Annotated in this window: 21 protein-coding genes; 16 read left to right on the forward strand and 5 right to left on the reverse strand. The window is 64.0% G+C overall.

Features of this window, described 5'->3' with window-relative positions; translation table 11 throughout:
* Nucleotides 1–466: 466 nt before the first annotated feature.
* From AC3WJM_RS13800 to AC3WJM_RS13815, 4 genes are all read right to left on the reverse strand, one after another.
* Nucleotides 467–2284 (reverse strand): MarR family transcriptional regulator, encoded by a 1818-nt coding sequence (locus AC3WJM_RS13800; RefSeq protein WP_492272165.1) that lies wholly within the window; start codon nucleotides 2282–2284, stop codon nucleotides 467–469.
* A gap of 732 nt (nucleotides 2285–3016) precedes the next feature.
* Nucleotides 3017–3751, reverse strand: a complete 735-nt coding sequence (locus AC3WJM_RS13805; RefSeq protein WP_492272166.1) for a hypothetical protein — start codon at nucleotides 3749–3751, stop codon at nucleotides 3017–3019.
* The gene (locus tag AC3WJM_RS13810) at nucleotides 3751–4482 is read right to left on the reverse strand and encodes a hypothetical protein (protein WP_492272167.1); all 732 of its coding nucleotides are present in this window, start codon (nucleotides 4480–4482) and stop codon (nucleotides 3751–3753) included. The genes AC3WJM_RS13805 and AC3WJM_RS13810 overlap by 1 nt, the downstream gene beginning before the upstream one ends.
* Before the next feature lie 164 nt (nucleotides 4483–4646).
* A complete protein-coding gene (locus AC3WJM_RS13815; RefSeq protein WP_306874182.1) occupies nucleotides 4647–4982 on the reverse strand; it encodes a winged helix-turn-helix domain-containing protein in 336 nt (111 codons plus the stop codon).
* 330 nt (nucleotides 4983–5312) lie between these two features.
* On the opposite strand from AC3WJM_RS13815, the gene AC3WJM_RS13820 reads away from it, so the two are divergent.
* Genes AC3WJM_RS13820 through AC3WJM_RS13870 form a run of 11 tightly spaced genes read left to right on the forward strand, consistent with a single transcriptional unit; the run spans nucleotide 5313 to nucleotide 17183 of the window.
* Nucleotides 5313–5795, forward strand: coding sequence for a hypothetical protein (locus AC3WJM_RS13820; protein ID WP_492272168.1), 483 nt, complete (start codon nucleotides 5313–5315; stop codon nucleotides 5793–5795).
* Nucleotides 5788–6870, forward strand: coding sequence for a CHAP domain-containing protein (locus tag AC3WJM_RS13825; protein ID WP_492272169.1), 1083 nt, complete (start codon nucleotides 5788–5790; stop codon nucleotides 6868–6870). The genes AC3WJM_RS13820 and AC3WJM_RS13825 overlap by 8 nt, the downstream gene beginning before the upstream one ends.
* Nucleotides 6871–6875: 5 nt before the next feature.
* Entirely contained in the window at nucleotides 6876–7391 is a 516-nt protein-coding gene (locus tag AC3WJM_RS13830) for a hypothetical protein (protein WP_492272170.1), read from the forward strand.
* A 50-nt stretch (nucleotides 7392–7441) separates the two neighbouring features.
* Entirely contained in the window at nucleotides 7442–8632 is a 1191-nt protein-coding gene (locus AC3WJM_RS13835; protein ID WP_492272171.1) for a MinD/ParA family ATP-binding protein, read from the forward strand.
* Nucleotides 8633–8643: 11 nt separating this feature from the next.
* Nucleotides 8644–8988 (forward strand): hypothetical protein, encoded by a 345-nt coding sequence (locus tag AC3WJM_RS13840; RefSeq protein ID WP_492272172.1) that lies wholly within the window; start codon nucleotides 8644–8646, stop codon nucleotides 8986–8988.
* 3 nt (nucleotides 8989–8991) lie between these two features.
* Entirely contained in the window at nucleotides 8992–9771 is a 780-nt protein-coding gene (locus AC3WJM_RS13845; protein ID WP_492272173.1) for a hypothetical protein, read from the forward strand.
* Nucleotides 9758–11554, forward strand: a complete 1797-nt coding sequence (locus AC3WJM_RS13850; RefSeq protein ID WP_492272174.1) for a hypothetical protein — start codon at nucleotides 9758–9760, stop codon at nucleotides 11552–11554. The genes AC3WJM_RS13845 and AC3WJM_RS13850 overlap by 14 nt, the downstream gene beginning before the upstream one ends.
* A gap of 49 nt (nucleotides 11555–11603) precedes the next feature.
* Nucleotides 11604–13169, forward strand: a complete 1566-nt coding sequence (locus AC3WJM_RS13855) for a hypothetical protein (RefSeq protein ID WP_492272175.1) — start codon at nucleotides 11604–11606, stop codon at nucleotides 13167–13169.
* Nucleotides 13166–14827: a putative type IV secretion/conjugal transfer ATPase gene (locus AC3WJM_RS13860; RefSeq protein ID WP_492272176.1), complete on the forward strand. Its 1662-nt coding sequence runs from the start codon at nucleotides 13166–13168 to the stop codon at nucleotides 14825–14827. Before AC3WJM_RS13855 ends, AC3WJM_RS13860 begins: the two co-directional genes overlap by 4 nt.
* Nucleotides 14824–16512, forward strand: coding sequence for a type IV secretory system conjugative DNA transfer family protein (locus AC3WJM_RS13865; RefSeq protein ID WP_492272177.1), 1689 nt, complete (start codon nucleotides 14824–14826; stop codon nucleotides 16510–16512). The genes AC3WJM_RS13860 and AC3WJM_RS13865 overlap by 4 nt, the downstream gene beginning before the upstream one ends.
* Nucleotides 16509–17183 (forward strand): hypothetical protein, encoded by a 675-nt coding sequence (locus tag AC3WJM_RS13870; protein WP_492272178.1) that lies wholly within the window; start codon nucleotides 16509–16511, stop codon nucleotides 17181–17183. Before AC3WJM_RS13865 ends, AC3WJM_RS13870 begins: the two co-directional genes overlap by 4 nt.
* Before the next feature lie 268 nt (nucleotides 17184–17451).
* Here AC3WJM_RS13870 and AC3WJM_RS13875 read toward each other — a convergent pair whose 3' ends face one another.
* On the reverse strand, nucleotides 17452–18165 hold the full coding sequence (locus AC3WJM_RS13875; RefSeq protein WP_492272179.1) for a TetR/AcrR family transcriptional regulator C-terminal domain-containing protein: 714 nt from the start codon (nucleotides 18163–18165) through the stop codon (nucleotides 17452–17454).
* 152 nt (nucleotides 18166–18317) lie between these two features.
* Here AC3WJM_RS13875 and AC3WJM_RS13880 point away from each other — a divergent pair, with 152 nt between their 5' ends.
* From AC3WJM_RS13880 to AC3WJM_RS13900, 5 genes are all read left to right on the forward strand, one after another.
* Nucleotides 18318–19040 (forward strand): DUF2306 domain-containing protein, encoded by a 723-nt coding sequence (locus AC3WJM_RS13880; RefSeq protein WP_492272180.1) that lies wholly within the window; start codon nucleotides 18318–18320, stop codon nucleotides 19038–19040.
* A 57-nt stretch (nucleotides 19041–19097) separates the two neighbouring features.
* Nucleotides 19098–19286, forward strand: coding sequence for a hypothetical protein (locus AC3WJM_RS13885; protein ID WP_492272181.1), 189 nt, complete (start codon nucleotides 19098–19100; stop codon nucleotides 19284–19286).
* Nucleotides 19287–19644: 358 nt separating this feature from the next.
* On the forward strand, nucleotides 19645–19965 hold the full coding sequence (locus AC3WJM_RS13890; protein WP_492272182.1) for a hypothetical protein: 321 nt from the start codon (nucleotides 19645–19647) through the stop codon (nucleotides 19963–19965).
* Between the two features lie 146 nt (nucleotides 19966–20111).
* Complete coding sequence (locus AC3WJM_RS13895) at nucleotides 20112–20516, forward strand: hypothetical protein (protein ID WP_492272183.1); 405 nt, start codon at nucleotides 20112–20114, stop codon at nucleotides 20514–20516.
* Nucleotides 20517–20748: 232 nt separating this feature from the next.
* Nucleotides 20749–21222, forward strand: a complete 474-nt coding sequence (locus tag AC3WJM_RS13900; RefSeq protein ID WP_492272184.1) for a DUF805 domain-containing protein — start codon at nucleotides 20749–20751, stop codon at nucleotides 21220–21222.
* Nucleotides 21223–21804: the final 582 nt, after the last annotated feature.

Consider the following 21804-nt stretch of genomic DNA (forward strand, 5'->3'; position numbering starts at 1 on the left):
GCTTTCACGATTGCCTGTAACTTTTTCCGGTTCATCTGAACTTACCACCGGGTAAAGCCGAGTTCCGGGAGGCTGAAAAAGTTTGCAGCCCAACAGCCTGGATCCCCGGAATGGCGACGGAGTAGGGCTGCCCGGACATCTGAGCCAACACGGTTTTTCTTGGTACCAATATCGGTCTTAGCGCAAATGGAACCATTGGTTTTCCGGGCCTCCTCGATCGTTGAAATGACATTTCAGGTCCAAATAGTGGAATGGTGCCATTTCCGATAATGGAACCTTTTTCGCGTTTCGGCGCAGCGAACCGTGGCGGCCGCGGGACGAGCCGGCCGGCAGGGGCAGAGGGGTTCGGTCAAGGGGTTGGAGAAACATTTTTTGATCCCGCGTGTCGGCGTGTCGGATTGTGGCCCATCAGTGTTAAAACCACAGGACAGGTGACTGAGACGCGTTGCCTTGGTCAATCCCGAGGTCACCAAGCGGCACTCGTAAATGCCAGATGTGACAGTGTCCAATCGTCCGGAGGACCCTCATACGACTCCCAGGGGTAGTCTTCACCGGGGGAGAGCAGCTCGGCGACAGTGTTGACGTTCTTGGACAGCCACTCCCGCCAGAGGATCCTTTCATTCCGATACTTCTGCAATTGGACGGCGACAGCCTCCAGGACACCGAAGTATTCGGCTAGCTGTTGCAACGACGTCGTCGGCACCACCGACCAGGCCTTGCGCGCATCACGGGCGACCATGTTCCAGGCGGCCATGACCTCGAGGGCCTCGGTCACCGCGGTACGTGAAAGCCGCGTGATCCGGACGATATCCGCCGTTGACAGACCGGGGGAGTGTTCAAGGGTTTCGTAGACGAAGGCGCCCGGCAAACCCAGCTCCCTGAAAACAGGACGAAGGGCATGGATTTTGCCTTTTCGCCAGCTCAGGTCTTCCGCTGCCGACTTCATTTCTTCAGGGACCGTCAACATATAGAGGTCACCCTTGGTACCACGGGCTTCTTCAACAAGCGTGACCAGCGGATCTTTTTCGCTCCGCAATGCTCTCAGATGTAATCCGACCGTCGTGTGATCCAGCCCGGTGGCCACCGCGATAGACCGAACGCCGAATTCCACAAACCTTGACGCAGTCTTGTGGGCCGCCTCCCCCAAAGCACGAAGAACCATGCGCCGGGCGAGGCCAGTCCTGGAATCCGTGTAGGTGTGCTCTTTCAGACGGAGGGCATTGCGCCAGGTTCGGATGAACCGATGCTCTGCGTCGGGGCTCGATGAGATCTGAATGCCTTGAATTACTGGGGGCTGTGTATTTGGCGGGCTTGTGGGGGATATATGGGCATTGTTCTTTCCAGGCCCGGTGTCCTTGCTTTTGCTCAGAAAGTGGACTGCCTTCACCCAGTCGCGGCGCAATGCAGGGATGCGGTGTCGGGAGCCGTATCGGGCATAGAACGAAGCGAGCCCTGGCCAGATCCCTTGAAGGATCCGGCGTTCGACCTCAACCAGCTCCATGCCGGAAGCTGCGGCCCCGGTCAGAATTGCCTGCCTGGCCTCTGAATCGGAGGTGTACCGGTTCGCGTCATAGAGCCCTGTGAGTGCCATCTGTTGCATGGCGCGGGACATCCGGCCGGAGGGGTGTTGAACCTTGGGTGCTTCGATGGCCGCGGGGGTGAACGTCTGCTCGAGGCGCAGCGCCCGAACAGCGGCTATCTCGCTGGCAAGGTCATCGGTCATGGCGGACCAGACGGAGGCCGGGTTAGGCCGGCGTGCAATGTCGTACGCCATCGACAGTGACATGGCGAGTTCCTGGTGGCCGCCGCGTTTGTGTGGCGACCCGGGGGGGCGCATGCATCCGTGAAGGATGTTCTGGTGCGGGGTCTTGTCCAGTGTCCGGTACCGCGTGCCGAGTGCCTCGACCAGGTCGCGGGCTTCGGAGAAGGTCGCACGGTCCGCCAGGGGGATGTAAACGTGGCGGCCGCCGCTGGGGGAGTGGTCCTCAATCCAGCGGGCACCGCAGTAATGCAGCCAGGTCTGGAGTGCGCGGACGTCCGCCTGGACCCAGTCAATGCCGGCGACCGAGGAGTCGAAGTCGAGGAAGATCGCGGCGCAGGTGCCGTCCTTGCCGAAGATCCGGACCGCTGCCGGCAGCGACGGGAGGGTTTCGGTGAGGTTCCGTTCGTGCTTTTGCGGGTAGGTTTTTCCGGCGTCTTTGGAGAGCCGCATGCGCGGCTGGCCTGCAAGCATGGGTGCAAGTGCTGCCCACACTTGTGCGGGGTCATTTGAATCGCGCGACACGCCAACGCCGAGGGCAGCTGGCAGCACGAGCGCGTGCTGGGGTACGATAACTTTGTTCCTGTCGAATGGAATGACAAAGGGCCAGTCCTGCCAGACTGGTTTTATAGCAGCAAAAAGGTGGGCCTGTGAGGGTCAACCAATCGACTTACTTACTGTCTCGCCGGCCAGCAATCCAGAAAGTAAGTCTCAATCTTCGTCGAAGGCCCGCTTTATGCGGGCCTTCTTCTTTTATGAGGCTAAGCGCCTAAGGGGCAACTCCTCCTGCTGAACTATTGCGTGAAGGTTAGTGTTGGCCAGGCGTTGGTCGACCAAGTCGGACAGCCAGTCGCTTACGTACTGGTACCCCTCCGCTTTGGCAATGAGGTCCATTGCGTCTGCCTTCGGTGTAGCGATGCGGAATCCGACGAATTTGCGGTCGCCTTTGGAGCGCCTGCCTGTGCGGGTTATAGGTGCCATCATCCCTGTCCTTTGAACTCGGCAGTTGAAAGCCGCCGTTGCTTCAATAGATTGGTCGGGCCGAATGTCTTAGTGGACCCTGAGAGTCGAATTGCTGGGTAATTCGGCATCTCTGAAACTGAAACTATCACCGAGGAGTGATCTATCCCGGCATTGAAACTGAAACAGCTTTCGGCGTGTTGAAACAGAAACACGTGCCGAAATCAACATCAGCCGCGCCCAGTCCTCGTGTCTCCTCCGGTGGCGAGTTAACCTCGTTCGGTCACTCCGACTCCGTCATGCCGATTCCTCCCGAAGGTGTGACTGGCGGATGGCCGGTGCCCTGTACTTTCTAAGTGCGAACCAGGCGCACGCGAGGCCTGCCACGACACAGAGCGCCGAAACTGCGCTGATGCTTTGCCCGGCTTCGTACAGGCCCGGCACGATCCAGCCAACGAGAAGGACCAGTGCCCGCAGGATGGCCAGCGAGAAGCCCGCCAGGACCAGTCCGGAGGACCAGCGTTGGAGGGGATGACCGGCCTTACGCACTTGGTGGGACAACGGGCCGATGAGCCAGCTGCAGAGGAATGCGATGTAGAGGACCGTCACCGCGTTGTAGGCGAACACGACGGGATCCCCCATGTAGGCCCCCAGCCCGGGGGAGGGCTTGTCCGTGGTGGTCAGGGCAAAGAGGACCATGTCCAGCCCGTACGCGAGTACCAGGATCAGCCGGCCGGGGATGCCTGCCGTCAGCTGCAGGGCTTTTGTGGCTTTGAGCGGCTTGGCAACTTGCGCGATGAGGATGTTGACTGCGAGAAAGAGTCCCAGCTTCGCGAACAGGTCGGTGAAATTGGTTCGGACGAACAGGCTGTCGATCGCCGCATAGACGGGTGGAAGCATGATGGCGAACGAGGCACACAAGGCGACGCCGCACAGGAAGATCGCTTGGTTCCGGCTGCGGCTCAGCCCGGGTATCCGGGTGAGGCTGAGCCCCGCTGCCAGTGCAAGTACTGCCCAGAAAAGTATTTCCATTAGCCCAATGTCTCCCAAAAATTCTGCAAAGTAGCTTCGGCGTCGACTTTCTTCTTCGTCTTGCGTCTCAGCTGCTTCAGTTTCGCCTCGGCGGCGTCGATCAATGCCAGGTCATTCAGGTGGCCAAGACAGTTCTCCCGGCAGTAAAGGGGCCAGCCTGCTTCCTCCGGCGTGATGAGCCCGATGGCCACCAGCCCGCTGACCGTGGAGGTACCGGCCAGGTCCGCGGCGGCCACGGCAATCTCGGGAGGCAGGCGGTTATCCGTCAAGAGAGCCGAGAGATTACTGAGCTGGAGGCCGGCACGCGCCGCAAGCCGACGCCGGAGATCTCCCGGGTCCACTGCGTCAATCCATTCGCGCACAGCGTCATCATGCGGGACCTCGCTCATCTCAAAGCCTGCGAGCCGCCGGGCGATATCAGCACTGGACCGCTTAAGGAGCTCCACCGTGACATCCACGTAGGTCATCTGGCTAAGCAGCTCCGCATCCGTCGGCGGCTGGATACCGGCTACGATCCCGCGGTACTGCTCGAACTCGGCCAACGCGGTCACGGGGCTGATCCTGGCTGCCCTGGCTATTCCAACCACCACGGTTTCACTCACACGCCCGCGAAGCCTTTGTTTGTTCAGCGTTGCCCTGTTCAGGCCAAGAAGCTTGCTCAGGTCGGAGGTCCCGTTGGGAAGGTGATGGGCCAGCAGCCAGTCATTGAATTCCTGTGCACTAAGGGCCATCGATCTGCTTCCGGGGGCGTGTCGGGGTTTGAGGTGGTGGAGCTCACTACACGCGAGCGTGGGACAAAAGAATAATTGCTGATGTGATGATATCTTGAGTCAAGAAATTATCGCTCTTTGACAAGCTTGTCACGAACAACATGGGAAAGTGAAGCTTTGCGGACTCATTTGCCTCGCAGGTAGTTGACGTACGCCGGAAGCATCTCGAACTCAACGGCGTCAATATTGGCTTCGTACTTCACCCGCTTGCCATGGCGCTGGCCGGGAGGGCAGTCCGCCGTGACGGCGCCGGTGCTTTCGAGTGCTTCCAGGTGATGCTGGAGGCTCGGCCGCGTGAGCTTCTTATCGCCGTCCAAGACTATTCCCCTAAGAATTTCTCCGGTCGTCGACGGGCCCGCCTGGTGCAGGTAGCGCAGGATGGCCGCGTGGGCGCGGTTTCCGAGAACTTCGATGGCTGCCTCAACCTCCTGCGGGTGATTGGGCTGGATGAGGCGCGGCATGCGTCTATCTTGCCCGATCATCCTTGCCTGCCATTAGTCCGAGGGCTCAGTGTATCGCTAAATGATCATCTCTGATCTACAGTCGAATCGTAGGTGCCGTTGCAGGGGGAGAGGGTGACTGCATGACGAACCAAGGCATGGCGGATCCGGTTGACAAGCGATCCGCGGCGCAATGAAGGACAATCGGCCACGGCTGGTCCAGGCGGTGGAGTTAAGTCCGTGCCTGCCGGTACGGCTGGAGCGGATTCATTATCGACTGTCCAACGAAAGGGAGAAGTTTTCGCACATAAACATTGAGGTTGACCGGTTTGACAGAGGGGAGGAATGGAAATGGCAGGGTCTGTGCCCTTTGGGATAAGGTGGCCGGCGACGGCCGCGTTGAAGGATCGTCGCGCCCGTGAGCGCGGGTCTTTCGTGGCGTGGATTCACGACCTGGACGTTCCGGAAGACCAGCGGAAGGTCCTGACCGTCCTGTTGGGGATGGTCGAGGACAGCGAGCTGGTGGATGGCCGCTGCGCCGGCGTTACGTCCGCGGCCGAGGTCGCCCGCCGTGCGGGCGCCCGGGACGACCTCGACACCGTGGACGGGATACTCCACGGACTGGAGGCTGCCGGGCACCTGAGCCTGCACCCGGCGTCGGACGTCTTCGAAGACAACCGGCCCGGCATCGTGTTCCGGCTCCGCCGCCCCGATGTGGTCCTCACCGTCGAGTCGGCCGGCCAGCTGTGGATCGCTGACGCCTGGCCGAGGCGGAGCGTTGCCGCCGTGCTTCTGACACGAGCGCTGGCAAGAGAGCGGGCCGGCAATGGTTAAGGCCGTTGGTGCTGCGCTCGGAGCGATTCTGGTTCTTGTCGTTGGTGTTGTTGTCGTGCTCGATGACAGCAACGCCGACACCCCTGTTGCTGCCGGCGCCTGCTCACCGCTCGTTGATGCGGCCGGACGAGTGTCGGGATCCCCGGCGCCGGGCGGGAACATCGCCGGCTATTCCGGAGTGCAGCTGGAGAACGCGGACAAGATCATCGCCGCCGGCAAAGCGCTGGGCCTGTCCGCGACGGGCCAGACCATTGGGGTGATGACCGCGATGGGCGAGTCCTCCTTGAAGGTCCTGGACTACGGGGATGGCCCGGGTCCTGATTCGCGGGGTTTGTTCCAGCAGCGGGCCAACGGCTCGTGGGGTTCGTATGCGGACCGCATGGACCCGACGATCAGTGCAACGAATTTCTTCAAAGCACTCGAACGGGTTTCCGGGTGGGAGTCGCTGCCTCCGACAATCGCGGCGAACCGTACCCAGCGCAACGCGGACCCGTATCACTACGCCCCGTTCTGGGGACCGGCAACCGAAGTGTATGCGGCACGGGCCGGGGGCACTGTCCCGGCATCCGGCTGCACGGGCAATGCCGGCGCGGCGGGCCAGGGCGATGACTACCCGGACGCCGGTAATCCCCACTGCATCATCGAAGCCGGTTACACCTGCCCTGACGGCAGCTTGAACACTGCGACCTCGTTCTATTTCCGGGAGTGCGTGGACTTTGCCTGGTATCGGCTGATGCAGCAGCTGGCCCCGGGTGCGAAGTTCACGCCGGCATCCATCGGGGCCGGGAACGCGGTGACATGGAAGGCCGCCTGGGACCGGCAGGGCTGGCCCACGAGCAAGACGCCCGTCGTCGGGGCGATTGCCTGGTTCGACGCAGGTTTCCAATCTCCGACCCTGACCACCGGGCCCATGGGGCACGTGGGTGTGGTGAAAGCAGTCATGGGGGACCGGATCATCATCGAGCAGTACAACGGCATGGCCCCGCCGAACGACCACCGCTATTCCACGATCGAGGCTCCTGCCGGCTTCGCCAGCGCCTACCTGTACATCCCGAGCAAAGCAGATCAGAGGTAACCACCATGCTGCACACCAACTACAGGGTCGCTGCCGCGGTCGCCGCGGCCGTCGTTCTGGCCGGCTGCGCTTCCACGGCACCGGCCAGCGACCCGACACCTACCCGACAGGCCCGGCCTTCATTCGCTCCGACGGTGGGTGAACACCCGCAGGCCGCCCCGGATGCCCCGGCCGCGTCTTCGGTGCTTTGGGACCAGTCCTCCAAGGCCGCCGCGGTGGAGGTGGCCACCAAGGCCATGACCCTGTACGCCCGCCCGTCGGTGGGGGCGGAGAAGTGGTTGGCCGATTTGAAGCCGCTGTTCACCCCGGCCGCGGCGCAGGACTACGCCTACGTTGACCCCTCGCTGATCCCGATCAGCACCTTCGGCGCCGGGGATCTCTCGATCGAGGAAAGCAACGGGTACGCCGCCTTGGCACGGTTCGGCTCCCCGGCCGGGACCTACGGTGTGCAGCTGCACCGCACCGGCAAGGACGCCCCGTTCAAGGTCGTCCGTTTCGTCGTCCCGGAAGGCGCCAAATGAGCACGGCACCGGCAACCCACCATCACGCATCCATGAAAGGAACGTTTTCGATGAGCACGAACTGGCAGGGGAGTGAGCGGTCCAGCCGTTCCCCCATCATTCTGACCGAGCCCTACACCGAGACCGAGACCGCTGCTGAAGATCCGGAGCCGGCACTGAAGGTAGGTGCGCCTTCGGCCGATCAGGCCCCCGGAACTGAGGAAATCCCGTCAACGATTGTTGACCGGTCCGAGACCGAACCGCTGGTGCGCGGCCGGCGCAGTGCGGCGATCCTGCGCAAGGAGAACGTCGATGACCAGCTGCCTCCCACCACCGGCTGGCAGGCATTCCTGCGGGCGGTGAGCTTCGGATTGATCAGCCCGAAGGTCGGAGCCGCGGAACTGGCCCGCCGTTCCGATATCGCCGCGATCCAGCGGATCTACTCCCGCCCCATGATGGTCATGGTCGCCCAACCCTTGGGCGGTGTCGGGAAGACCACGTGCAGCATCGGCCTGGGCTCGACCTTCGGGATCCACTCCGCGCTGCAGACTCTGGTGTGGGACAACAACGAGACCATGGGAACGGCCGGTGTCAGAACGAACTCCAACGACTCGACCCGCACGGTCTGGGATTTGCTGCGGGTGTTGGAGTCCTTCGAAACCGTACAGGCCCGCAAAGGCGAACTGAGCTACTACACCCGGCACCAGGGCAACAACGGCTTCCACGTGCTGGTCTCGGACGAAGACCCGGACCGCATGAAGTCCATCGGCGTGGAAGAGTTCAACCGCCTCCACACGGTCGTGTCCAGGTTCTACGACACCATCATCGTGGACACGGGCAACAACACCCGTTCGGCGAACTGGCTGGCAGCCGTCGAGGTGACGGACCAGCTGGTCATCCCGACCACCCTCAAACGCAACGCCGTCGTCTCGGCCCTGAGGATGATCGAGCAGCTGGAATCGATGTCCGAACACACCGGAAATCCCCGGTACAAGGACCTCGTGGCCAACGCCGTCGTTCTGGTCACCCAGGGCGCGGGCTGGAAGGAAGCCACCGCGGAACAGAAGAAGCTGCGCGAAGCACTGTCCGCTGCCGTCCGGACCGTGGTGGACATCCCCTACGACACGGCCCTGGATACAGGGTCCATCATCGACTGGCAACTGGTCGGCGACCCGGCCAGGCGCGCGTTCGAACGGGCCTCCGCCGAGATCGCCAACGGCCTCCTTGCCGTCGATACCGCTACCGCCCCCGCCGCCCGCTAGGAAAGAAGCCCATGTTCACTGCCATCAAATCCGAAATCATCATCCGCTCCGCGGTGCCCTTCATAGACAACCCCCTGGATTGGACGAAGCCGAACTTCGACGTGTTCGGCGTGAAGTTCAAAAACGCCACTGCACTGGTCCTGGGAGGCATCTGGGGCCTTGCCTTGGTCCTGGTCGCCGGAGCGTTCCTGTGGAACCTGGCCAAATGGGGCATCGCCCGCAAACGCGGGCACACCGATGACATTGCCGATGGTGCCGACGGGGCCAAGAAGACCGCGATCGCGTTTGGCTGCACGGCCGGGGCCGGCGTGATCCTGGGCTTCATCCTGGCGCTCGTCGGCGCGATCGGGGGATAGCCGATGCGCGGACGTTGGAAACTCCTCATCGCCGTGACCGTCGTCATCGTCGCCATTGTCGTGGCGGCGCTGGCGAGCCAGCCCTCTGGCTCCCCGGCCCCGGGTACTTCACAGGCCGGGCTTGGGCCCTCCGGGAAGCTCGGTTTCCCGGTCTCCCAGCTCGCAGTCGGCCAGGGAGGGACGAAGACCGCGGCCGACGGGAAAACCCCCATCGGCTACGACGGGTCCTGCGACTCCGCAGCCCAGGCAGCCGCCAACTACCTCCCCCTCCGCAACGATCTCAACACGAAAACCTGGGAGACCCAAAAGAAAGCCCTCCTGCAGGTCAGCCTCACCGGCCCGCAAAAAGATCTCGCACTTCAAGTGAACGACTCGAATACCGCAAATAGGGCGATGCAAGACGCAAGCTTCGATGGTGGCTGGCTTTATCGTCTCGATGTGAAGGGCGGCGGGCTCTTCCGGGTGGTCTCCTGCGAGGCAAAGAAGAGCGCACTCATCCAGGTTTTTACGGGCTTCCTCACCGCCCAGATGGCCACTGCACCCAGGCCAGTTTTCACAACCTTTCCCGTGGAGCTGACGTGGGACGGGGACTGGAAATATGCCAACGCTTTCCAGCCAGCCGGGGATCCGACCATGGGCGGGCGGTTGAAAGATACGGGCCCCTCGTTGCCGGATGACGGCATCACTCAGAATCCGGCAGTACTGACCGCGAAGGATGTTGATTCGTTGTTCCAGGGCAAGACCCGTGAGGGGTGGGTTGAGTATGCGAATGCTACGCGCTAGCCGCACCAGGGCCATCGCGTCCTTCCTGGCGGTGTTCCTGAGTTTCGGGGTGGTAGGCGCCCAGGCAGCCCACGCCGACGATGGCCAGCCCACTGCGGACAAGACGTTGAACGCAGACCAGGCCAAACGACTCGCCGGCCTGCCGGCGGACCAGCGCAACACCATCCGCGATGACATGAACAAGCAACTCGCCAAAGCCGCCTGCGGCAAGCCGAACATCTCACTGGCCATAGTCGGCGCCGACTGCGAGCAGGTCTCGACGGCCGCTTACGGGACGTTCCTGACGACTCCGGAACAAGCAATGGCATTCAACTCCGATACGGATGGTGCCAAGTTCTGTGCAGGCCTGGCTCAAGTCAAAGCTCCCATGACGGCCGTCGGATCGTGCTCTGCCGGTGCCGCCTTCATCAAGGCTTTGCCGGTGTTGGGTGCTGCGACGCGGGTGGCGTTGCAGCAGTCCCCGGGCGGGCAGTTCGTGCTGGGCACGGTGGACACTGTGGCGTTCATCGCGAACGCGAAAGACGGGTTTGAAAAGTTCGCGAACACGGTCAAAGCCGAGGCGGTGAAGTCCACCAACGAGGTCATGAACAACCTCCTGAAAACCTCGACCCTGTCCATGGATGACGAGTTCCGCAATATCTGGGCAGCATTCGCGGCCGTCGGCATCGTCGTCCTGGCACTGATGTACTTCAAGCTCTTCAAAGACGTCTCCAACGAGGACGTGGACCTTGAGGAAGCCCAGAAATCGTTGTTCTGGTACGGGCCCCTTTCGATCATCCTGGTGCTGTTCGGGCCCGCGATCGGGTACCAGCTCAATTCCTGGATCAGCGGCTTGACCGAGGCTTTCACCGGCTGGACTGCAGCGCACATTGCCAGGTTCATGGAGGTCATTGCCCGCTTCGCTTCGTACCAGTCCAACGGCGTGTTCGGGCCCCTGGTCGCGGTCGTCGTCTACGGACTGTTGTTCCTGGGCGCGTGGGGGCTGCTGGCGATGTTCTTCCTGCAGCCCTTCGCGCTGTACCTGATGGGGGTGGGTATCGCGGTGATGCTCGGCTTCATGATCCATCCCGGGTACCGGCAGAGGGTGGCCAAGACGGGCACCTTGTGGATTGCCATCGGCTTGTCCAAACCGGTCCTGTTGCTGCTGATGGGTGCGGTCTTCACCTTCATTTCCACCCGCCCGGCCTTCCAGGGCGGCGGCACCGACGATGCCATGGTCAACGCGGCCAGTGTCTTCATGGCAGGGTCCGCGATGCTGCTCCTGGCTTTCTCGCCGGCGCTGCTGTTCAAGTTCGTTCCGCTGCTGCCTTCGTCTGCGACGGGTCTGGGCGCCGGTCGTGAGTCCGTGGCCGGCGCGGCGATGGTTGCCGGGGCAGGTGCCGGGGTTGATGCGCTGATCCGGAACCGCAGGATCGCCCACAACCGTTCCGCCGATCCCGGGACCAACAGGGGATCTTCGACGCCGTCCACCCCGTCCGGGAACTCCGGCGGCTCCGGGCAGGGAACGGAGTCCGGCGCGGACAGTCGGAACCTCGGCCAGCTGCAGCGCGATGCCACGACCGGCAGGAGCGGGCCCGGACAGGACGGGTCCGGACAGGACAGTAACCGGCAGGGGCGGAGGTCCGGTGCCGGGGCTGTGGTCCGGGGTTCCGGGAAGATCGCGGCCGGCGGGGCCGCGGCATTCTTGCTCGCAGGCCGGGAAACAGCCCGCCAGGCGGGGCTGCGCGGGAAGCGGTCCACGGGCTCGATGGTCCCGGATACCGACCACATCAGCGGCCGCTGACAGCGGCCAAGAAGAAGATTCTTTTTTTCGAGCGGGAAGCGGGTAGGTCATGGCACGGATGGTGGTTATCGGCGGTGAGGTCGGCGGCCGCGGATTGTTCGGCGGCAAGCGGACACCTCCGGAATGGGCGGGCCTGGGCATCGCCGTCCTCCTCACGGTCCTGGTGTTGCTCTCGGCCGGGCCGATCTCGGTCCTTTCCCTGCTGGGCGCAGCCGTGGTGCTGCTGACCGGTGTCGTGTTGACGACACCGAACAAGTTCTCCGGGGACCGGTCCCTGGGGGCATTGTTCGTGGAGGCCCGGCACCGGAAGCATCGCCGGCGCAAGGGCACCGTGAACTTCACCCCCGTGAAGGACCGCCCGCAGACCCGGGCCGTGAAGGCCCGGAAGTCCCGGCGGGGGGAGGCGGACGAGGCCGGCATGATCGAGGTTCCTGTCCGGCACCGGAACAACGCCCCGTTGATGGTCGGTAACGTGCGGCATTTCGTGTACGACTCTCCGGAGGGGCCGATGGTGATTTTCCGTCACCAGGGCAAGATCAAGAGACCCTACTACACGGTGACCTTGGAGACGCTGGGCACGAGCTCGGGGATCCGCGAGGAGCACCGGGAAGATGCCGGGCACATCGCGCACGGGCTGATGCTCTCCCGTCTGGCACGCCGGCAGCACCTGGTCAGCCATGTCCAGTCCCTTGCCCGGGCGGTGCCGGTGGACTCCGCGGATCACCTGTTGTGGATCCACCGGCGCATCCCTGCCGGGGTCCCGAAGGTGTTGTTGACCTCCTATGGAGAGTTGTGCGATCTGGTGCAGTCCAGGGCTGAGCAGCACCGCAGCTACGAGACGTTCCGGATCCCGGTCTCGGAGAAACTCTCCCGCAAAGCTGCCGCGCTTGGCCCGGGCGATCTCGGATACGGCAAGGCCATTTACCAGGAAGTCCGCTCGGCGATGTCCCAGGCCGAGATGATGGGTTCCGTTCAGGCCTTCCGGCCCTTGGGGCCTGAAAACATGGCGGCGTTGCTGCGTCACCTGCAGGACCCGGGCTTCGACATTGACGACACCGCCGGTGCGGACCTGATGGACTGCTGGCAGCACCTGGACGGCGCATCCTCGCCTAATTCGGTCATCGTGAACGGTTCCTGGCACACCCGCACCGGGTATGTCCCGGCCGCTGCGTTCAGTCCCGAGGCGGTCCCCGTCCAGGCCTTGAAGGCCGTGATCAGCGGAATCCAGCCGGCCGTGGTCCACAGCGTGTCCGTGGTCATTGAACTCCAGGATGCGCGTGCGGCCCGCGGGAAGGCCCGCTCACATGCGGCCATGGACCGGGCCCGGGGCAAACAGGTCGCCAAATCCGGTGTCGTGACCGACGGCAGCGAGGAGGTCCTGCTCAACGCTTCCCACCAGCGTCTGCTGGACCTGAAACCCGGCTCCGGGCACCACGGCGCCGCCTACGGCCTGTACATCTCCTACTCGGTCGAGCACGAGGAAGAGATCCTGGGCACCGCCGACATCATCGAGGCCGCGGCCGCGGATGCCGGGATTGAACAGATCGACTGGCTGGATCAACGCAATGACCTGGCCCTGATCGCCACCATGCCTTTCACCAGGGGGATCCGATGAACACCACCGACACCACGCCCCAGCCGGACCCGGGTACCACCGCCGCGGCCAGGCGGTTCCCGCTGCCGTGGGCTGTTGCCCGGAAGTCCCGGCGCAGCATCCGCGCGGCCGCCCGCGCCGACACCCAGGCCGGGCAGAACCGTGCCGCGCACGTGACTGCCGAGGGCCTGGAACGGGCCAAAAACGGCAAGGAGGCGAGGAAGCCTGTCCGGAAGGAGGCCGCCGGTGCGGAGCGGGCCGAGCTGGACGCGTCCAACAATTCTCTCCGGTGGCACCATGAGCGGGCCTGGAAGTTCGCTTCCCAGCTCGGGTACTACGATCCGGCCGCTCCGGGGATCCTGTCATCGACCCGGCAGATGGAATTCGCGCACATGGCTATTGCCTCGCCCCCGACCTCGCACCGGGGTCTGCTGTTCGGGGTGGACGCCGGGTCGGGGTGGATGATCGTCCACGACGTCTTCAGCTCCTATGGCGAAACCCTGGAGTCCCCCAATGTCTGCTACATCGGCGATCTGGGGCAGGGAAAGTCCTCGGCGATGAAGACATGGGGCGTGCTGCGCCAGCTGATCCTGGGCCGGCGCATCGTGGTCATCGACAAGAAGTACCAGCTGGACATCAGAGCCGGTGAATACTCTCCGCTGGCCAGGGCCCTGGGCGTGACGCCCGTGAAGTTCCGGATCGGCGGCGGCGGATCCCGGATCAACATCCTGGATCCAAGGATCGCGGCCCGCCTGGATGAAGAGGACCACGACAGCGCCACGGCCGAGACCCCGGCCGGGCAGTCGATGCTGCTGCGGGCCGTCACCGAGGAAGCCCTGGAACGCCGGCTGACGCCCAAGGAGGGCAAGGCGGTGCGCATGGCGCACCGGCAGGCGCTGGCCTCTGTCCGTGGAACGGGACGGGACGCGGACATCCGGGATGTCCTGGCTGCCCTCTACGCCCCGGACGCGTCGGCGGCTGCGGACGCGAACCTGACGGTGGAGCAGCTGAAGGAGTGGGGACTGGATCCGGCGTTCGAGCTCGAACGCATGATCGAGGATGACCTGGCCGGGCTGATCGACGGGCCGACCAGCCCGGACATCGAACTCAGCGGCGGGCTCACGGTCTTTGACGTGTCCCTGCTGCCCGAAGACGGTCCGGCGCTGCCCCTGGTCATGACGATCATCAACACCTGGCTGGCGAACACCCTGTACCGGCAAAAGACACCGGTACCGACCACTCTGCTGATCGAGGAAGCCTGGCACACCGTGCAGGGCTCGGTCGCGAAGGTCACCCGCCGCAACACCAAGCTCTCCCGCGCCTTGTCGCTCTCCTGCCAGTTCGCGTTCCACCACATCTCCGACATCCCCCAGGACAGTCCGGCGATCGCGATGCTCAAGGAATGCGGAACGGTGTTCCTCTACAAACAGGGCAAACGCGAAGACGCCGTGGCCTGTGCCGGGCTGTTCAACCTCCCGCCCGGGTCTGCGGATGACATCGGCAAGCTGCAGAAAGCGACCTGCCTGATGAAGATCGGGTCCCTGGATCCGTTCGTGGCCATTCACCTGCGCAGCCCCCTAGAGGTGGCCCTGACCGACACGGACAAGGCCATGAAGTCCGGAGCGACCCTGGACCTCGCCCACGCACTCACCGAACGGGAAGAGGAGAACGTCGCATGAGCAAGCCGGTTTCGTCCGAAACGATTCTGATCCGGATCCTGGCCGGCAGCGCGGCCGTGGTGCTGCTCTGCGCGTTCCTGGCCTTGGAGCTCGGGGAGTTCTTCACACCCACAGGCACGATCTCCTGGAACCCGACAGAACTGGGCACCACCGTCAGGGCCGGCCGCTTCCAATGGCCGGCGGCGTCCACCTGGATCCTGGTCGCCCTGCTCCTGGCCGCGTTCCTTGGGACCGTCTGGTTGTCCATGACAGTCTCCGGCAAGCCTGAAGACACCGGCCTTCCCCGGTACAAGGACCTGGAACACCGGATGGGCCGCAAAGCGGCCCTGAAGCAGGCACGGCAGGCTCTCACCTTGCCCGAGGACGCCTCCGAGGAAGACATCATCGTGGCCCTGTGCAAGCTGGACGGGGAAGTCCTGTACGTCCAGCACGAAGACTCGATGTGGGTCTACGCGCCCCAGCGATCAGGCAAGACCCTGTGGCTGGCAGTCGGCATCGTCGTGGACGCCCCCGGCCCGGTGCTGACCACCTCGACGAAGATCGACCTGCTGCAGCTCACGGCCCTGCGCCGCCGAGAGCAGGGCACCGTCGAAGTGTTCGACCTGCAGGATATCTCCGGGTGGCCCCAATCAATCAGCTGGGATCCCGTGGCCGGCTGCGAGGACCCTGATGAAGCCCTGGCCCGCGGCAAGGCCTGGGCAGGGGCGCAGCCCATGGGGGATGTGAAGAACGGCGACTGGTTCAATTCCAAGGCCGCGGCCGTGCTCGGCCGTTTCCTGCACGCCGCGGCACTGGACGGCGGAGACATCGAAGACGTCGTGCGCTGGTCCAACAACTTCTCCGACCCCGAGCCGATGGAGATCCTGCGCGAGCACGGAGCACCGGCCGCGTTCGCCGCCCGTTTGCAGGCGCTGACCTCTTCCCGGGCCGGGGAAACCGTGGACTCGATCCAGGAAACCCTGGCCGGGCTGCTGGAGCCGTTGTCCTCGCCCAAGGCCCTGCGCTTCCTCACACCGGACCAGGGTGAAGGGTTCGACGTGGAAACGTTCCTTGCCGGGCCGAACACCCTGCACCTGGTCACCGACGGGGAAGACTCCCCGGTGGCCCCGCTCGTGACCATGTTCGCCGACCACATCTTCCGCAAGGCCCAGAAAATCTCCCAGGGCCGTGCCGGTGGCCGGCTCTGGCCGGTGTTCACCATGGTCCTGGACGAAGCGCCGAACGTGGCCGCGTTCCCGAAAATGGCAGCAGCGCTCTCGGACTCCGGCGGCCGCGGGATCCGGATCGTGGGCTTCAGCCAGTCCTTCGCGCAGAACCGGGCGCGCTGGGGCGTCGAAGGCGCCAAGGCCATCCGCGGCACCTCCTCGGTCCGGATGTTCCTTCCCGGGCTGGAAGAAATCGACGAGCTCGAATCCATCGCCAAAGCGGCAGGCCCCACCACAAAAACCCGTACCTCCACGTCCAGGGGCCGCACGGGCACCTCCACGACCATCAGCGAGGAAGAGCGTCCGGTGATCCTGGCCCACCAGATCCAGCAGCTCGACAGGGGCCAAGGGTTCATGCATTATTCCAACCTCCGGCCCGCCGTCGTTGACCTGATCCCGTACTGGGACCGGCCGGACGGTGAGCAGATCGCCCGGGACCGCAAGGCCGTCGAGGCGATGACCGGAAGGATCAGCGCGTGAGCCAGGACCCGTACGACGGCGTTCCGTTCCCTGATGAGGAACCGGCACCGGAAGAGGCAACACCGTCGTTCGACGACGAAGGCCCGGGCCCAGGGCCGGGAACACTAGCTGACCGTCTCCCGGTAGACGGTCCGGCGGGCGTCGACGCTGCCTGGGTGCTCCCGTCCCCGGAAGAACTGCTCCTGGAGCACGACGAGCGGATCGGCGTTCTCCGTACCGACGTCAACGAACTCGCCGGGGTCGTGGCGGACCTGCTGGCGAACCCGCCCAAGGACAGGCCGGCCCCGTGGAACTTCAAGCACCTCAACGGTTCCGCCGCGGCGAAACTCCTGATCGAGCTGCGCGAATGGGTGGACTGGTACAACGACCGGTACGGCGTCGCGGCCGATTCAAGGATCCCCGGCTGCTGGTACCGGCACGGCCCCGTCGTGGAAGAACTCACCGGCGTCTGGGTCGCCTGGCGTGCCGCCTACTACGGCCAACAGACTCCGTTGGATGCCCCGGCGTACTGGCACGAGCGGATCCTCTGGCCCACCGTCGACCGGATCACCAAAAGGCAATGGGGGATGGTGAACTGCATCAACGGCCACAAAGACCCCCGCCCCCAGCAGACACCCTCCACCGATAACGGATTCGACGAATTCCTCAACACCCTCGGTCAGGAAGAGTAAAGGAACCATCATGAACACCACCTCGGTGGCTACCCGCGGAAGAAGAGGAATAGGCCGTTCCGTAGTCGTCCAGGGCCACGCCGAGGCCGGCGTCGATCAGTTGTCGCAGTTGCGACGCGGCCTCTGGCCGGTCCAGTATTGCCGTTCCTTCCGTGATCTCGAGTTCCGGGAGCCCGGCCGGGATCGCGTACCTCTGAAGCGCACCCCCGACGCCACCTACCAGTGTGCTCGGCACTGTGAGGGTCTCGGAGTTGGCACAACAGCTGGCCTAGCCGTCCGACGCCCAGCCCTGTTCGTGGAGTCGCTCAAAGCCGTCTAGGAGGAGGTCGAGGGCAAACTCGAACTCGAACTGGTCGTCGCAGCCGTGCCCGACGACGGACTCGTCCTCATGTGCTGCCGCCATCGCGATCTGAAAGAGGTTCGGATAGCTCTCCGCCATCTGACGGGCCATTGCGGCCCGCTCTTGGACCGTTATCCTTGACAGCTCTTCGCTGGCCTGCCTCGCGGAGTCGTCGAACACCTCCTGGGTGAAGCCCCACATGCGGCTGCCCAGGGCATGCATGACGTGGTGGGTGAGGTCCGCGGAGAATCCGCCTGCCAGGAACATTCCCACGAACGTGTCCATGTACTCCAGCACGGCCGGCGTCATCTTGGTGCGGGTCTCCACCACCGGGCGGGCCCAAGGATGCCGCAGGAGTGCGCGCCTGGCCGACAGCACCCTCAGCCGGACCGAGCTCTTCCAGTGGGCATCGGGGACAGGAGGTTCGATCTCGCCGACGATGGTGTCCACCATGCCGTCGAGGAGTTCTTCTTTGTTGGCGACGTGTTTGTAGAGCGCCATCGGAACCACGCCGAGCTCCTGTGCGAGCCGGCGCATGCTAAGCGACTCCATGCCCGCCTCGTCTGCTAGGGCGACGGCGGCCAGCAGCACGCGGTCCCGGTTCAGGGGAATGCGCCGGGTTGCCTCCAATTGCTGCGTCATCTGAATCGCCTTCCTGAATGCGTAGCCCTGCCCCGCATTGACAAGTGTACAACGTACACCTACTCTGTGACTCATAAGGTGTACGCCGTACACCACTGAGCCTGCCGTACGACACTGAGCCTGCCGTACAACACTGAGCCGAGGGTCTTGCCATGACATCAAAAACCGCCAGCTCCGTCCCTGCACTTCGCAGCCGCCGCCGGGCACAGTGGCCCGTGCCCGCCGCGTTGATCTTTCTCAGCCTGATCCCGGTGATCGCCGGGGCGGCACGCCTCACTGAATTGACAGGCGGCGCAGCCGTGACTGCGCAGAATGCCCGGTTCTTCGCCTCGCCCATCCCGGTGGTGACGCACATTGTCAGCGTCACCGTTTACTGCCTGCTCGGGGCTTTTCAGTTCGTTCCCTCGCTTCGACAGGGCAGGCGCGGGTGGCACCGGATCGCGGGGCGGATCGTGGTGCCGGCCGGCCTGCTCGCTGCCTTCTCCGGCTTGTGGATGTCGATGTTCTATGCCCTGCCTGCGGGCGACGGCGAGGCTCTCCTCGTTCTCCGCCTCATGTTCGGTTCGGCCATGGTCGCGAGCATCATCCTGGGTTTTCTGGCGGTTCGCCGCCGGGACTTTGTGGGGCACGGCGCGTGGATGATCCGCGGCTACGCAATCGGGCTCGGCGCAGGAACCCAAGCCCTGGTGTTCCTCTCCTGGATGCTTGCTTTCGGCCCGACCGACGAGACCGCCCGGGCAGTGCTCATGGGTGCGTCCTGGGTGATCAACCTTGCGGTGGCCGAGTATGTCATTCACCGGCGCCCGGGGATTCCCGCCCGTGGGTTCCGCGCTGCGGGTCTATCCCTTACGCCCTCGACGGGAGCTTCGCGGTAGGAGCCCAGGCCTGCGGGCATAATCACGCGCCGTCGAATACGAAAGCCCGGCGGGCCCGTGTTCGTCAACGACGCGGGCCGCAATCCGCTGCACCGTATGGTGCTGTTTGATCGGTTCATTAACCTCGACCTGCGGAAAACACGGGACTTCTGGGAAGACTCCGATCCTGTCGGAACTTTGAACTATGTCCAAGGCGCCATGAGCTCAGTAGTCAAGACCATTCTGGAGGCCCACCCCGGTGGATGAACATGTTCGTGTGCGGGAGCTCTATGAAAACCGCAACCTCCCTCTTCAAGAATCAGACGCCCCGCTCGACGAAGTCTAAGAAGCAGCGGTCCCCGCGTTCCAGACCGTTTCCAGTGCTTCTTGCGCCGACAGGTGTCAGGATCGCCTTCCTGCTTTCCCGGCTTGCCTTTGCAGTTGCGCAAAACCAACCGTTTTGAGTTGATGCTACCGACGCCGATGCGGCCAACCGTGAGCCGGGGAAGAACGGTGCACGTTGCTGTGTTGCACGAGCTCCTGCCAACGGCTCGGCGGCAGGGGTAATCTGGACGGAATTCACCTTCACGAAAGGCTGGACAGGAAGGAAGGCGGTTTCGTAAACGTGAGCCTCAAGGACGAGTGGGACAGCCTCGATTCCGGGACCCGGACATGGCTTCTGGAAAATCCGGCATGCCTGGTCCTCCCGGCGGCCATCTCGGCCAAGTTCAGCAAGGTCCCGCTCGGGGACATGGCGCGTGACCCCCGCGGGCAGGTTGTTCTGTCCCCGGACGACCACGATTTTATCCGGGACAAAGCCGAGGCCGCCGGCATAATCCGCATTCCCGCGGGCGAGTACCGGTTCTTCGACACGGCGCCTCTGCCCGTCATCAGGAACACGCCGCCCGGGACGCGCGCCACAGCGCCGCAGGACGAAGTCCGGTAGGACCATCTGCTGAAGGCAGCCCGTCCACCGCCAAGCCGACCGTGCGCCCGCCCCGCTTGGCGGTGGACGGGCTGCCACTCATTGGAATCCCGAAAGACGGCCGGAGACGTCTTGACCGCAGGGATGGCGTCAAGGATTCTTGACGCATGGCTGATCACGTTCTCCCACCCGACGTGCCGGAGTACCTGCAGACCTGGCAGGCGTACGAGAGTCGAAGCGTCTGGCTACGGGCACTCCGGACGGGCGGCCCCCACGCTGATACGGTCCAGCGGGAACTGAACAAACTACCGGAAGTGAGCGCCCTTGAGGCACTGGCCGCGAACGCGGCAGCAGTCGACGCGCTGGTCGGACGGCGCTGGTACGTCATGCAGGACGCACGCGAGGCGGGGGAGACCTGGGAAGCGATCGGCCAGGCGCTGGGGGTCACGAAACAGGGGGCGCAGGACTACTACCGCCGGCAAATCGCCAAGCAGGAACACTACGCGGCGGAATTCCATGACGCCGCGCGGGCACGCGCAGCACTCGATACGGACACCGGCACGAACCAGTAACCGGGCATTGCCGGAGTTCGGCGTCCTGCCTGCTCGACATCCCGGCTACGGAGCTGCGCGGGCGAAAGCAATCTTTGCCTGCACGAACCGCGAACAAACGATCACCGACCGGCTTTCCTGGGCTGAGGGGGCCTCTCCGACGCGCCGCCGGAATTTCATCTGCAGGACAACTTGGCGGATGGTCCGGACCCCTACGATAAATCGTCATCACTCGTTCACTGAAGGAGATCCATTGTCGTACCAGCAACAACAGACCGTCCCTGCCGGCAGCGCAGTCCCGCTTTGGTACCCGTACTACGGTGCGCCCATCGGCGAGGCCGTCCGGCGGTTCTTCAAAAAATACGCCACCTTCACCGGCAGGGCCAGCCGCAGCGAATACTGGTGGTGGACCCTCATCTCCGTCGTGGTGAGCATCGTACTGAACATCATCACGTCCGTGGCCGGCTCCGCGGGCGCGACCCTCAGTGACTCCGGGACCACGGTCCCTGGTCCCGGCGCGATCGTCGGCATCATCCTCTTGGTCATCTGGGGTCTGGCCGTCATCGTCCCCTCCCTGGCTCTCGTGGTCCGTCGCCTGCACGATGCGAACTTCAGCGGCTGGATGATCCTCATCGGGCTCGTACCGTTCCTCGGGGGCCTGGCCCTTCTCATCCTCATGCTCCTGCCGCAGAAACCCGAAGGACAACGCTTCGACGTCCCCGCGTAGGCTCACTGCAGCGAATGATCTAAAGGCCGCCGGCGCGCTGCCGGCGGCCTTTAGTGTGCCGTCCCGTATCCGTGGCCAACGGGCGCCGCTGTCACTCGGCGTCTATCGTCGTGCCGGCATGTCTTGGTTCACCAGGGAGCCCGGCTCGGGGCAAGAGCTTCACTGAGCGCCAGATAGTCCTTGCGACAGGCACGAAACCGCAGCGTTGCCAGTGGTTGCTGAGGGCAGCCTTGGCGGCCGCGTGTTCCGAGGTGCCTTCCGGGTCGTCCTCTTCAAGGACCGGGGCAGCCTGCAGGATGACCAGGGGGCAGGCGCGGCCATGGTGCGGAAGATGGCGTCAAAGATTGCGTGGCCGAGGTTGACGCCGCGGAACTCAGGCTTGGTTAAGATGCCGAGACGTTACCACCGAAGTAAAGCGTGTGTGCGGCCCAATTGTCCAAAGCACTTTGGACAATTGCCATCGAAGGGTCAGCAGCGGTGGGCGCAGAGGGCACGCATCGAGCACTGTAAGCGGCAACTTTAAACTGACCGGAGTCGGAAAATCTGACTGACCGTTCGCGGCAGGGTTTTGACCAGCAGCGG

Source organism: Arthrobacter sp. FW306-1B-G06A (genome assembly GCF_058781765.1).